The sequence below is a fragment of the Enterobacter cloacae complex sp. I1M genome (assembly GCF_014982425.1).
GTDB classification, from domain to species: Bacteria; Pseudomonadota; Gammaproteobacteria; order Enterobacterales; family Enterobacteriaceae; genus Enterobacter; species Enterobacter intestinihominis.
Genome location: NZ_JADCLG010000010.1, coordinates 1 through 12458 on the forward strand (window position 1 = coordinate 1; position 12458 = coordinate 12458).

Annotated in this window: 14 protein-coding genes; 4 read left to right on the forward strand and 10 right to left on the reverse strand. The window is 56.7% G+C overall.

Annotated elements, in window-relative coordinates:
• Positions 1-25: 25 nt before the first annotated feature.
• A complete protein-coding gene (locus INF86_RS05195) occupies positions 26-691 on the reverse strand; it encodes a MarC family NAAT transporter (RefSeq protein ID WP_193543284.1) in 666 nt (221 codons plus the stop codon).
• A gap of 256 nt (positions 692-947) precedes the next feature.
• Between INF86_RS05195 and marR the strand changes: the two genes are divergently transcribed.
• From marR to marB, 3 genes are read left to right on the forward strand one after another with little or no spacing between them, the layout of a single operon-like run.
• Positions 948-1382, forward strand: a complete 435-nt coding sequence (gene marR / locus INF86_RS05200; protein ID WP_020884159.1) for a multiple antibiotic resistance transcriptional regulator MarR — start codon at positions 948-950, stop codon at positions 1380-1382.
• 20 nt (positions 1383-1402) lie between these two features.
• Complete coding sequence (gene marA / locus INF86_RS05205; RefSeq protein ID WP_001303241.1) at positions 1403-1783, forward strand: MDR efflux pump AcrAB transcriptional activator MarA; 381 nt, start codon at positions 1403-1405, stop codon at positions 1781-1783.
• 32 nt (positions 1784-1815) lie between these two features.
• On the forward strand, positions 1816-2031 hold the full coding sequence (gene marB / locus INF86_RS05210) for a multiple antibiotic resistance protein MarB (protein ID WP_193543285.1): 216 nt from the start codon (positions 1816-1818) through the stop codon (positions 2029-2031).
• A gap of 38 nt (positions 2032-2069) precedes the next feature.
• Here the strand turns inward: marB and eamA are convergent, their stop codons facing one another.
• Positions 2070-2969: an O-acetylserine/cysteine exporter gene (gene eamA / locus INF86_RS05215; protein ID WP_023330139.1), complete on the reverse strand. Its 900-nt coding sequence runs from the start codon at positions 2967-2969 to the stop codon at positions 2070-2072.
• Positions 2970-3162: 193 nt separating this feature from the next.
• Between eamA and ydeE the strand changes: the two genes are divergently transcribed.
• Positions 3163-4380: an efflux MFS transporter YdeE gene (gene ydeE, locus INF86_RS05220; RefSeq protein WP_023300096.1), complete on the forward strand. Its 1218-nt coding sequence runs from the start codon at positions 3163-3165 to the stop codon at positions 4378-4380.
• A gap of 46 nt (positions 4381-4426) precedes the next feature.
• On the opposite strand, the gene zinT is transcribed toward ydeE, so the two are convergent.
• The 8 genes from zinT to INF86_RS05260 form a co-directional block, all read right to left on the reverse strand.
• Positions 4427-5065 carry a metal-binding protein ZinT gene (gene zinT, locus INF86_RS05225; protein WP_063150022.1) on the reverse strand — a complete coding sequence of 213 codons (639 nt, stop codon included), beginning with the start codon at positions 5063-5065 and terminating at the stop codon, positions 4427-4429.
• Positions 5066-5117: 52 nt separating this feature from the next.
• Positions 5118-5816 (reverse strand): urea ABC transporter ATP-binding subunit UrtE, encoded by a 699-nt coding sequence (urtE, locus tag INF86_RS05230; RefSeq protein ID WP_023300094.1) that lies wholly within the window; start codon positions 5814-5816, stop codon positions 5118-5120.
• 9 nt (positions 5817-5825) lie between these two features.
• Positions 5826-6623, reverse strand: a complete 798-nt coding sequence (gene urtD / locus INF86_RS05235; RefSeq protein WP_032624266.1) for an urea ABC transporter ATP-binding protein UrtD — start codon at positions 6621-6623, stop codon at positions 5826-5828.
• Complete coding sequence (gene urtC, locus INF86_RS05240) at positions 6623-7696, reverse strand: urea ABC transporter permease subunit UrtC (RefSeq protein ID WP_063147336.1); 1074 nt, start codon at positions 7694-7696, stop codon at positions 6623-6625. Before urtC ends, urtD begins: the two co-directional genes overlap by 1 nt.
• The gene (gene urtB / locus INF86_RS05245; protein WP_048966355.1) at positions 7696-9270 is read right to left on the reverse strand and encodes an urea ABC transporter permease subunit UrtB; all 1575 of its coding nucleotides are present in this window, start codon (positions 9268-9270) and stop codon (positions 7696-7698) included. The genes urtC and urtB overlap by 1 nt, the downstream gene beginning before the upstream one ends.
• Before the next feature lie 22 nt (positions 9271-9292).
• Entirely contained in the window at positions 9293-10564 is a 1272-nt protein-coding gene (gene urtA, locus INF86_RS05250) for an urea ABC transporter substrate-binding protein (protein WP_038416047.1), read from the reverse strand.
• 199 nt (positions 10565-10763) lie between these two features.
• On the reverse strand, positions 10764-11867 hold the full coding sequence (locus INF86_RS05255; RefSeq protein WP_154051257.1) for a cobalamin-independent methionine synthase II family protein: 1104 nt from the start codon (positions 11865-11867) through the stop codon (positions 10764-10766).
• Positions 11868-12023: 156 nt separating this feature from the next.
• Complete coding sequence (locus tag INF86_RS05260) at positions 12024-12434, reverse strand: rhodanese-like domain-containing protein (protein ID WP_023306182.1); 411 nt, start codon at positions 12432-12434, stop codon at positions 12024-12026.
• Positions 12435-12458 lie beyond the last annotated feature (24 nt).

Genomic DNA, 12458 nt, shown 5'->3' on the forward strand with positions numbered 1-12458 from the left:
GCGAAGCCGCCACCCGGCAACGTTCTCAATGATACGTCTTAACAATCTCCAGTACGCCGTTAATAATAAACTGCACGCCCATACAGACCAGCAGGAAGCCCATCAGACGGGAGATAGCTTCAATCCCCCCCTTGCCCACCCAGCGCATAATCGCCCCGGAGCTGCGCAATGACCCCCAGACGATAATGGCGATAAGCGCAAAAATGATCGGCGGCGCAACGGTAATAACCCAGTGCGGAAAAGTAACACCATCACGCACCGTTGAGGCGGAACTGATGATCATCGCAATCGTTCCCGGCCCCGCCGTGCTCGGCATGGCTAACGGCACAAACGCGATATTGGCGCTCGGTTCGCTTTCAAGCTCCTCCGATTTGCTTTTGGCTTCCGGAGATTCATGCGCTTTATGCGCCGGGAACAGCATCCGGAAACCAATAAACGCCACAATCAGCCCACCGGCGATACGCAGACCGGGAATCGAAATACCAAAAGTATTCATCACCAGTTGTCCGGCATAATAAGCCACCATCATAATCGCGAAGACGTAGACGGAGGCCATCCTCGACTGCTGGTTGCGCTCCGCGCTGTTCATGTTACCCGCCAGCCCCAGAAAGAGCGCCACGGTCGTTAACGGGTTCGCCAGCGGAAGCAACACCACCAGCCCAAGCCCCACTGCTTTAATCAAATCCAACATAATGCACCGCAGTCCTTATCCTTATTCATTACCGCAATTATAGGGGGAAAGTCTCGTCCTGAGCTATCCGCGCAACGTAACCATAATTGTCTCGCGTAACTAATAACCCCAGATTATCTATATGATTTAAAAGCGTACAGAAAAAGTTCCTGAAGCGTTTTAGCATTTCGTGGCATCGGCTGATCCATTCAGTTGACTTATACTTGCCTGAGCAATAATATCTGCCGTGACTAAACTACTTGCCAGGGCAACCATTGTGAAAAGCACCAGTGATCTCTTTAACGACATAATCCCACTGGGTCGTCTTATTCATATGGTTAACCAGAAAAAAGATCGCCTGCTCAATGACTACCTGTCACCGCTGGATATCACCGCAACACAGTTCAAAGTGCTGTGTTCCATTCGCTGCGAAGTGTGTATCACGCCGGTTGAGCTGAAAAAGGTGCTCTCTGTCGATCTGGGTGCGTTAACCCGCATGCTGGATCGTCTCGTCTGCAAAGGATGGATAGAACGAAGCCCTAACCCGAATGACAAACGTGGCGTACTGGTGAAACTGACCAGCGATGGCGCGGCCATGTGTGAGCAATGTCATCAATTAGTAGGACAAACACTGCACCAGGAACTGACAAAAAACTTAACGGCAGATGAAGTGGCAACGCTTGAGCTTTTACTCAAGAAAATCCTGCCGTAAACAGAAAAAGAGGTATGACGATGTCCAGACGCAATACTGACGCTATCACCATTCATAGCATTTTGGACTGGATCGAAGATAACCTGGAATCTCCACTCTCCCTTGAGAAAGTGTCGGAGCGTTCAGGTTACTCAAAATGGCACCTGCAACGGATGTTTAAAAAAGAGACCGGCCATTCATTAGGACAATATATTCGCAGCCGTAAGCTGACGGAGATTGCCCAAAAACTGAAAGAAAGCAATGAGCCGATCCTCTATCTGGCGGAACGCTACGGATTTGAATCGCAACAAACCCTGACGCGTACGTTCAAGAACTACTTTGACGTGCCGCCTCATAAGTACCGTATTACCAGTATGCCGGGTGAATCCCGTTATCTGTATCCGCTAAAACATTGCAGTTAATCATCGCCTGTTAAGACGTAACCGAGGAAATCATGAAATTTATCGTCTCCGCCACCCTCACCTTGCTGGTGCTGGTTTCCGGCCAGAGCTTCGCGGAGCAAACCCCCAGTGCGGGGCAGCAAAATAATCGTGACACCATGATTATGCCGTCCACGCAAAACCAGTCGCCCTGGGACTTCAATCACATGGGCGCTGGCAGCGACAAATCCGACGAATTAGGCGTGCCGTATTATAATCACGACCTGTAATTCGTTTTTGCCCCGCTAATGCGGGGCTTTTTTCTGCCTTAACTCCGCACCCGCGTCGCCCGACGCACCCGCAAGCCAAAGACGTTGATATACAGCCCGGCCATAATCAGCCCTGCGCCACACAGTTGCAGCGCGCTGAGCGTTTCATCCAGCAACAGGGCGGCGCTGGCAAGCCCGACCACCGGTACCAGCAGCGATAACGGCGCCACGCGCCAGGTTTCATAGCGCCCGAGCAGCGATCCCCAGATGCCGTAGCCAATGATTGAGGCGACTAATGCCAGGTAGATCAGCGACAAAATGGTCGTCAGGTCGATCTCCACCAGGCTTTTCAGCATCACCTGCGGTCCATCCAGAATAAACGACGCGGCCATAAACGGCACAATGGGGATCAACGCGCTCCAGACCACCAGCGACATGATTCCAGGACGCGACTCATGCTGCATTATCAGCTTGTTAAAGATGTTGCCGCACGCCCAGCTCAGCCCCGCCGCCAGGGTGAGCATAAAGCCCAGCAGCGCGACATGCTGACCGTTGAGGCTGCCTTCTATCAGCACCAGCACGCCAAAGACCGCAAGGCTAATGCCCGCCAGCTGTTTGCCCTGCAAACGTTCGCCAAAGACAAACGCGCCGAGAATAATGGTAAAGAAAGCCTGCACCTGAAGCACCAGCGAAGCCAGACCCGCAGGCATACCGAATTTGATAGCGCAAAAAAGAAACGCAAACTGACCAAAGCTGATGGTGAGGCCGTAGCCCAGCAGAAGCTTCAGGGGAATCTTTGGGCGGGCAACGAAAAGCAGCGCCGGGAAGGCCACCAGCAGGAAGCGCAGACCCGCCAGCATGAGTGGAGGCATGTTGTGCAACCCCATTTTGATGACCACAAAATTGAGTCCCCACACCACGACAACCAGTAACGCTAACAGCCCGTCTTTCCGCGTCATTTTCCGCCCCTGAATTATTAAATTTTTGTAAACACTTCAAGGTAACAGAAAAAATACCCCCGCGAGAAGATCATTAATTCTGGTACTGAGGAGAAGCACTTGCGGATAAATTGGGTGCTATACAAGCTGCCGATCCCATGATAATCCTGTAATAACACAACAAAAAAAGCATAAGCATTTGTCGGGCAGGAAAATGAAACCATCAATCAGGCGCTCAACCGCAGCGCTGCTGGCATCGTCATTGTTATTAACAATTGGCCGCGGGGCAACGCTGCCCTTTATGACCATATATCTCACACGCGTGTACGATATGAGCGTGGAGAATATTGGCTATGCCCTTACCGTGGCGTTGACCATTGGCGTGGTGTTTAGCCTGGGGTTTGGCATCCTGGCGGACAAGTTCGACAAAAAACGCTATATGCTGGTCGCCATCGTGGCCTTTATCGCCGGGTTTGTGGCCATTCCGCTGGTGAATAACGTGACGCTGGTGGTGTTGTTCTTTGCCCTGATTAACTGCGCCTATTCCGTCTTCTCAACGGTGCTGAAAGCGTGGTTTGCCGACGTGCTGACCTCCAGCGAAAAGGCGCGCGTTTTCTCACTCAACTACAGTTTCCTGAACATCGGCTGGACGATTGGGCCGCCGGTTGGCACTCTACTGGTGATGTACAGCCTGCAACTGCCGTTCTGGCTGGCGGCCTTCTGCGCCGCACTGCCGCTCGGGTTTATCCATTTCTTTGTGCAGAAAAGCGTAGCGTCTGACAGCGTGGAGGAAAAAGCGCCGTGGCAGCCCTCGGTGCTGCTGAAGGACCGGGCGCTGTTCTGGTACACGCTCTCCGGCCTGCTGGCGTCCTACGTGGGCGGATCGTTCGCCAGCTGCATTTCCCAGTACGTCCTCGCCGCGTATGCGGACAGCGATTTCGCAGAAAAGGTGGTGGCCGTTGTGTTGCCCGTCAACGCGGTGGTGGTGGTCACCCTGCAATACGCGCTTGGCCGCAAGATCTCCGCAAGCAACATCCGCCCGCTAATGACAGCCGCAACGCTCTTTTTCATCCTCGGGCTGGGCGGGTTTATGCTTTCCGGCGAGAACCTGATTTACTGGGGGATTGCGGCGGCGATTTTCACCCTGGGTGAAATTATTTATGCCCCGGGTGAATACATGCTGATCGACAATATCGCCCCGCCGGGCATGAAGGCGAGCTACTTCTCCGCCCAGGCGCTGGGCTGGCTGGGCGCGGCGGCGAACCCGATGATCACCGGGCTCATCCTGACCCATCTGCCGCACTGGTCGTTATTTATTATTATGATGGCCGCCATCATTGCGGCGTGGCTGATGGTTTTGCGCGGGATGCGCGTGAAAAGTGAAGATAGCGTGTCGGGTGGCGCTGCGCTTACCCGACCTACGAAACCCTAATCCCACGCCGGGTAAGGCTAAGCCCCCACCCGGCAAATCCAACAGCCTAGTGGTGCAACATCTCCTCCACCACCTGCTCTTTGTACATCTCGTTCGGGTAGTAGGTCGGCCAGTTATCCATCTCTTTCAGCAGCGCCTCGTGGGAGGTGTTGCCCATAAAGATATGGAAGTGTGAAGAGGCTTTCGGCCCGATGGTATGATCGCTGAACTGCACAAACTTAGGCGCCTGGCTTGCCTTATCCTTACATTCAAACAGGTAGCGCACGCCTTTTTTCCCCGACGCATAGGTCAGAATTTTATAGCCGCTGTAGTCGTAGCGGCAGCTGCTCACCGTTTTGCCTCTGTGGAATTCCATCACGTTGTTTTCAATGCCGATGGCGTCCACGTCCGTCGCGTAGCCCTTACGGTAGTAGGCTTTCACCTCGGCAGCGGATTTTTCCCCCTTCAGCGCTTTCTTTTCGAAAACCGGATCCAGCGAACCATCAAGCAGGAACGGGTAAACAGACTGCCAGGTCCCGTCCCAGTCAGACAGCGTCCTGTCCCTGACGTCTTTATCCTCAAAGACGCCGTTTGCCGCCTTCTGTTCCGCCTCCGTCATCTGATGACCGTGCGAATGGGCAAAAAGCGAGCCGCTTACCAGCAGCGTTCCCAGAGTCAGCGCAATTTTTCCAAGTTGTGCAGCCACAGCAAAACCCTCATTCCGTGTTATAAGAATGAGGATGTTATAGTATAACATTTCAGATCGCAACCAGTCCGCGAACCCCCTCCTGCTCCATGTTCTCACCGCGCCCCTGCTGGACGATGCTGCCGCGCGACATCACCAGATAGCTGTCGGCCAGCTCCGCCGCAAAATCATAAAACTGCTCCACCAGCAGGATCGCCATATCCCCCCGGTTCGCCAGGCTGCGGATCACCTGCCCAATCTCTTTAATCACCGACGGCTGTATACCTTCCGTGGGTTCATCCAGGATCAGTAACCGTGGACGGCTCGCCAGCGCGCGACCAATCGCCAGCTGCTGCTGCTGACCACCGGAAAGATCGCCTCCGCGACGGTGTTTCATCTCCTTCAGCACCGGGAAAAGCTGCCAAATCTCCTCCGGCACGCTCCTTGCGTTTCCCGCGGAGAAGCGCGACAGTCCCATCAGCAGGTTTTCTTCTACGGTCAGACGCGGAAAAATCTCCCGCCCCTGCGGAACATACGCCACGCCGGACTGCACCCGCTGGTGCGGTTTACTGTGAGTGATGGTCTTTCCCTGCCAGACCACCTCCCCGGCTTTCACCGGGATCAGCCCCATCAGGCACCTCAGCAGTGTGGTTTTCCCCACCCCGTTGCGCCCCAGCAGGCAGGTAACTTCCCCGACCACCGCCTCAAAGCTCACCCCGCGCAGAATATGACTTCCGCCGTAGTACTGATTCAGCTCGTTAACCTGTAACATCCCCTCTCCTTAGCGTCCCAGATAGACGTCAATCACCTGCTCATTGGCCTGTACCTCGCGAAGCGAGCCTTCGGCCAGTACGCGCCCCTGATGCAGCACCGTGACGTGGTCGGCGATGGTCTCGACGAAGCCCATATCGTGCTCAACCACCATCAGCGAATGCTTGCCTGCCAGAGTTCGGAACAGCTCGGCTGTGTATTCCGTCTCTGCGTCGGTCATACCGGCGGCGGGTTCGTCCAGCAGCAACAGATGCGGATCCTGCACCAGCAGCATGCCGATCTCCAGAAACTGCTTCTGCCCGTGGGAAAGCAGCCCGGCGCGGCGATCGCGCTCGCTGCCAAGCCGCAGCAAAACCAACATCTCGTCAATGCGGTCGCGCTGCTCGCCGCTGAGTTTTGCCCGCAGGCTCGCCCAGACGGACCTGTCGGCTTTCATGGCGATTTCGAGGTTTTCCCCTACGGTCAGCGCTTCAAACACGGTCGGTTTCTGGAACTTACGGCCAATGCCCTGACGGGCAATGGCCGCCGGTTCAAGGGCTGTCAGATCGATGGACTGATCGTAAATAGCCTTCCCGCTTTTTGGCCGGGTTTTGCCGGTGATCACGTCCATCAGCGTAGTTTTACCGGCGCCGTTAGGGCCAATGATGCAGCGCAATTCTCCAATGCCGATATTAAGTGAGAGATCGGTCAACGCCTGAAAACCATCGAAACTGACGTTAATGGCCTCAAGCTGCAACACAGGATCGGTCTGCTCACGGTAACGATCGCCCGGTAGCTGGCGGGTAAAGAGTCCTTCAGAGGGCTGCATTAATTATCTCCCTTACGAAACAGACCGAACACGCCGCGCGGTAAAAAGAGCGTCACGGCGATGAAAATCAGCCCAAGAAACAGTTGCCAGTACTCCGGCATCGCCACGGTGAAAACGCTCTTCGCACCATTGACCAGCGCCGCACCAATCACCGGGCCTACCAGGGTGCCGCGCCCGCCCAGCGCCACCCAGATGGCCGCTTCAATCGAGTTGGTCGGCGACATTTCACCCGGGTTGATAATACCCACCTGCGGAACGTACAGCGCCCCCGCCAGACCACACAGTACGGCGGAAAGCGTCCAGACCAGCAGCTTGAAGCCGCGCGGATCGTAGCCGCAGAACGTCAGACGGTTTTCCGCATCGCGCACCGCCGTTAAAATGCGGCCAAACTTACTCTTCGCCAGCGCGTAGCCTGTGCCCAGGGCCAGAAGCAGCAGCATGACCGTTGCGAGAAACAGCGCGATCCGCGTGGTAGTCGCCGTAACGGAAAACCCGAGCAGCGTGGTAAAGCCGGTAAAGCCGTTATTGCCACCAAAACCGGTTTCGTTGCGAAAGAACAGCAGCATGCCCGCATAGGTCAGCGCCTGGGTCATGATGGAAAAATAGACCCCTTTTATCTTCGAGCGGAAAGCAAACCAGCCGAAGACCAGCGCCAGCAGGCCGGGGATCGTCACGATTAACACCAGAGCCCAGGCGAAATGCTGCGTTCCCCACCAGAACCAGGGCAGTTCGCTCCACGAGAGAAACGACATAAACGCGGGCAGCCCGTCCCCGGCCGCCTGGCGCATCAGGTACATGCCCATCGCATAGCCGCCCAGGGCGAAGAATATGCCGTGCCCCAGCGAGAGCATACCGGCATAGCCCCAGACCAGATCGAGGGCCACGGCGACAACCGCGTAGCAGAGGATCTTGCCGATAAGCGTCAACATCCACGTCGAAACGGCCAGCGGATGGGTTGCGGGTAACAGCGCGAGAAAAGGCAGCACCAGCAGCGCCGCGACCAGCAGACTGCCGAAGATTTGCGCGGTGCGCGGTGCCCTGCGCGCCAGTGTTAAGGTCAATGGCTGGCTCATCAGTCTGTCACCCTCCCTTTAAGTGCGAATAACCCCTGCGGACGTTTCTGGATAAACAGAATGATCGCCACCAGAATCAGGATCTTGCCCAGCACGGCGCCCATCTGCGGTTCAAGAATTTTATTGAAGATCCCCAGACCAAAGGCCGCCGCGACGCTACCGGCCAGCTGGCCGACGCCGCCGAGCACCACCACCAGGAACGAATCGATGATGTATCCCTGGCCCAGCTCCGGCCCCACGTTCCCCAGCTGGGACAACGCCACGCCGCCCAACCCGGCAATGCCGGACCCGAGGCCAAATGCCAGCATATCTACCCGTCCGGTGGGAACGCCGCAGCAGGCCGCCATGCTGCGGTTTTGCGTCACCGCCCGCACGTTGAGACCCAGACGCGTTTTGTTCAGAATGAGCCAGGTGAAGAACAGCACCAGCAGTACAAAGCCGAGCACCACAATACGGTTCCAGGGCAGCGTCAGGTTGGCGAAAACCTGCACCCCGCCGGACAGCCATGCCGGGTTAGCGACCTCAAGGTTCTGAGCGCCAAAGGTCATGCGGACCAGCTGGATAAGCATCAGGCTGATCCCCCAGGTGGCGAGCAGGGTTTCCAGCGGGCGGCCATAAAGATGGCGTATCACCGTGCGCTCCAGCACCATTCCGATGCCTGCGGTCAGGCAAAACGCCACCGGCAGCGCCACCACCGGATAGAGCGCCAGCCACTGAGGCATCCACTGCGCCATTACCTGCTGCACCATCCAGGTGGCATACGCCCCGAGCATCAGCATTTCACCGTGAGCCATGTTAATCACCCCCAGCAGACCATAGGTGATAGCCAGCCCGAGCGCGGCCAGCAAGAGTACCGACCCCAACGACAGGCCCATGAAGGCCTGCCCCAGCAGTTCGCCCCACATCAGCCGGTGCTGAATACGCTCCAGGCTCTCAGCGGCGGCGGCACGTACCCGTGCGTCCGGCTCGGTTTGCGTCCGGGTGAACGGCGTCAGCGTGGCCTGCACGTCCGGATCGTCAGACTGTCCCAACAGCTCAACAGCCTTGAGCCGTACTTCAGCCTGTGGGCTCGTCAGCTGGAGGTTTGCCAGCGCCAGCATCAGCGACTGTCGGGCGACGTCGTCCGTTTCGCTACTGGCCCGCTGTTGCAGAAAGCCGAGCATATCCGGCTGGGCGTCACGCTGAAGTTGCCGCGCGGCATGACGCCTTTCGGTGACACTGTCACTGACAAGCTGATGCGTCGCCAGCGCCGTGACGGTTAACACGCGCAGTCGGTTGGTCAGCCGCACGGCTTTGGTCGTGCCTTCAGCGCTTTTTGCCGCGCCCAGGGCAACCATTTCGCCGTCGATGCGGGTAAATGCCTTCTTCTGGCTGTCGGTATAAAGGTTCTCCTGTTGCAGCGCCTTAAGCAGCGGCAAACGTGCAGGTTCCGGCGTGGCTGCCCAGCGGGTCAGCATGGCGGTTTGCTGGCTGCGGCTAGCGGCAACGAAATCATCGGCATCCGATGCCTGCGCCATCCCTGGCAGCAGTCCGGTAAGCCACACAATCGCAATCATCATGCGTATGGCGTTCATGACGTCTCTCCCTGGTGGTGGCTTAGTTGCTGGCGGTTTTCATCGGCTGATCAGGCTTTTTGTCATTCCCGGCGATAAACGGGCTCCACGGCTGAGCGCGTACCGGCTGTTCGGTTTGCCAGACGACGTTGAACTGGCCGTTGCCTTCAATTTCACCAATCATGACGGGCTTATGCAGGTGGTGGTTGGTGGCGTCCATGGTCAGCGTAAAGCCGGACGGTGCGTTGAACGACTGGCCCGCCATTGCCGCGCGCACTTTGTCCACGTCGGTTGTTCCCGCTTTTTCAACCGCCTGCGCCCACATATGCAGGCCAACGTAAGTCGCTTCCATCGGATCGTTGGTGACCACGTTATCGGCATTCGGCAGCTTATGGGCTTTCGCGTAGGCTTTGTAAGCCGCGACAAAGGTCTGGTTGGTCGGGTTGTCGACGGATTCAAAATAGTTCCACGCCGCCAGGTTACCCACCAGCGGTTTGGTATCAATGCCGCGCAGTTCTTCCTCGCCCACCGAGAACGCCACCACCGGCACGTCCGTGGCTTTCAGCCCCTGGTTCGCCAGTTCTTTATAGAAAGGCACGTTGGAATCACCGTTGATGGTGGAGACCACTGCCGTTTTGCCGCCCGTGGAGAACTTTTTGATACTGGCGACGATGGTCTGGTAATCGCTATGTCCAAATGGGGTGTAGACCTCTTCAATATCTTTATCTTCAACGCCTTTCGAGTGCAGGAAGGCGCGCAGGATCTTGTTCGTAGTGCGCGGGTAAACGTAGTCCGTACCCAGCAGGAAGAATCGCTTCGCACTGCCGCCGTCCTCGCTCATCAGGTACTCCACCGCCGGGATCGCCTGCTGGTTAGGCGCCGCGCCGGTATAGAAGACGTTAGGTGACATCTCTTCACCTTCATACTGCACCGGATAGAACAGCAAACCGTTCAGCTCCTCAAAAACCGGCAGAACCGATTTACGCGATACGGAGGTCCAGCAGCCAAACACCACGGCGACCTTATCCTGGCTCAGAAGCTGGCGGGCCTTTTCGGCAAACAGCGGCCAGTTGGATGCCGGGTCAACCACCACCGGCTCCAGCTTTTTCCCGAGCACGCCGCCTTTAGCATTGATTTCATCGATGGTCATCAGGGCGACATCTTTCAGGGGCGTTTCTGAAATGGCCATCGTGCCGGAGAGAGAGTGCATAATCCCGACTTTAATGGTCTCTGCGGCCTGGACGCCAAAGCTCATTCCCATGGCGATGACGGAGGCGGACAAGGTGAACGCTTTAATAAAGGTACGACGGTGCATATTTTCACTCCTGAAAAGAAAGCTGTGCGAAGACGTCCGTTACCGCCGGACGCAGAAAAAAGTAACGCCAGTTTCAGGAGAGCAAAAACAGTGCCAGGTTGCAGAGACAGGATTTTAAAGGGATCGAAGAGAGGAGTGACGGGAAACGACTCAGAATGGTACAGCGCTGCACTGTAATAATGCAGCGCTGTAAACGGCGTTACCAGACGTCGCTGGCGATTTGCGTCACCAGGCGAACTTTATCCCACTGCTGGGCTTCGCTCAGGCTGTTACCCTCTTCCGTAGAAGCAAATCCGCACTGCGGGCTGAGGCAAATCTGCTCTTTCGCCACGTAGCGCGCAGCCTCTTCCAGACGCGCTTTCACCCCTTCCGGGTTCTCCAGTTCACCGTGTTTGGTGGTGATCAGCCCCAGAACCACCTGCTGTTTACCCGGGCGCACAAAACGCAGTGGCGCGAAGTCCCCGCTACGGTCGTTGTCGTACTCCAGGAAGAACGCGTCGACGTTCACCGTGCCGAACAGCACCTCCGCCACCGGCTCATAGCCGCCCTCGGAAATCCAGGTTGAGCGGAAGTTGCCGCGGCAGACGTGCAGCCCGACGGTCAGATCGTCCGGTTTGCCCTCCAGCGCCTTATTCAGCACCCGCGCATAGGTCCGGGCAAGTTCGTCTGCATCGTCACCGCGCTCGCGGATCTGGCGGCGCTGGTCCTCCGAACAAAGATAGGCCCAGACGGTGTCATCCAGTTGCAGATAGCGGCAGCCTGCATCGTAAAAGGCCCGAATGGCATCGCGCCAGGTGGTCGCCAGATCGGCAAAGTAATCCTTCAGATCCGGGTAGACCGTAGCATCAATATCCTTGCGGCCACCGCGGAAGTGCAGCACACTCGGGCTCGGAATGGTCATCTTCGGCTGTGCATTACCGCTAATGCTTTTGAGGTAGCGGAAATCTTCCAGCATAGGATGATCGCCGAAGCCCAGTTTGCCCGTTACGCGCACGCCATGGGCTTTAGTCTGCACCCCGTTGAACTGAATGCCCTGCTGGGAATCATAACGCTCCACGCCCTGTAGCCCGTCAAAGAAGTCAAAGTGCCACCAGGCGCGGCGGAATTCACCGTCCGTTACCACATGCAGACCGCAGGCGCACTGCTGCTCGACAACATGACGAATGGCCTCGTCCTCAACCGCGCGAAGCTGCCCGGCATCGATTTCACCGCTGGCAAATTGCAGACGGGCCTGTTTAATGGCATCCGGGCGTAAAAAACTGCCGACTACATCGGCGCGGTACGGGGCATGGTGTCGCTGCATGGAAATCTCCTCTGTCTGTCGGCGTTAATTGCCCACAGTGATAATTCATCTCTTGAATCTTTAGACTTCTGGATGTCTAAACGTCCTGAAAAGATGTCATACCGGCTCGCCGCCGACAAACGAGAAAATTTCATCTGTGTTGAAATAAATTCATGTTCACAGAGCGGGTGATGAAGATCCTGCAAACGCGAACCGCTCATCTTCCCAGCCGGTCATGCCCCCGAGCATAATCTTAACCGGCAGACCCAGACGCGCCAGCTTTAGGGCCGCCCTGTCCGCCCCGTTGCAGTGCGGGCCTGCACAATAGACGACAAACAGCGTGCCCTCCGGCCACGCTTTCATCCGCTCTGCGGTGATCTGGCTCCAGGGTAAATGCAGCGCGCCGGGCAGATGCCGCCGGGCAAAATGTTCAGGCTTTCCGACAACGTGCAGCAGAACAAAGTCCTGCTCACCGCCGGATACCGCGTGATGGACATCGGCGCAGTCCGTCTCGACACTCAGACGACGCAGAAAATGTCCCACAGCTTCCTGCGGCTCAGCAGCCGGAAATTCAGTAACATAGCTCATGAATCTTCCTCATTTGTGGTGTTT

Coding starts and splice junctions, on each gene's coding strand:
- marA (WP_001303241.1), top strand. CDS start 1,403: ATGTCCAGACGCAATACTGACGCTATCACCATTCATAGCATTTTGGAC.
- urtA (WP_038416047.1), bottom strand. CDS start 10,564: ATGCACCGTCGTACCTTTATTAAAGCGTTCACCTTGTCCGCCTCCGTC.
- urtD (WP_032624266.1), bottom strand. CDS start 6,623: ATGCAGCCCTCTGAAGGACTCTTTACCCGCCAGCTACCGGGCGATCGT.
- ydeE (WP_023300096.1), top strand. CDS start 3,163: ATGAAACCATCAATCAGGCGCTCAACCGCAGCGCTGCTGGCATCGTCA.
- urtB (WP_048966355.1), bottom strand. CDS start 9,270: ATGAACGCCATACGCATGATGATTGCGATTGTGTGGCTTACCGGACTG.
- eamA (WP_023330139.1), bottom strand. CDS start 2,969: ATGACGCGGAAAGACGGGCTGTTAGCGTTACTGGTTGTCGTGGTGTGG.
- urtC (WP_063147336.1), bottom strand. CDS start 7,696: ATGAGCCAGCCATTGACCTTAACACTGGCGCGCAGGGCACCGCGCACC.
- marB (WP_193543285.1), top strand. CDS start 1,816: ATGAAATTTATCGTCTCCGCCACCCTCACCTTGCTGGTGCTGGTTTCC.
- INF86_RS05255 (WP_154051257.1), bottom strand. CDS start 11,867: ATGCAGCGACACCATGCCCCGTACCGCGCCGATGTAGTCGGCAGTTTT.
- urtE (WP_023300094.1), bottom strand. CDS start 5,816: ATGTTACAGGTTAACGAGCTGAATCAGTACTACGGCGGAAGTCATATT.
- INF86_RS05260 (WP_023306182.1), bottom strand. CDS start 12,434: ATGAGCTATGTTACTGAATTTCCGGCTGCTGAGCCGCAGGAAGCTGTG.
- INF86_RS05195 (WP_193543284.1), bottom strand. CDS start 691: ATGTTGGATTTGATTAAAGCAGTGGGGCTTGGGCTGGTGGTGTTGCTT.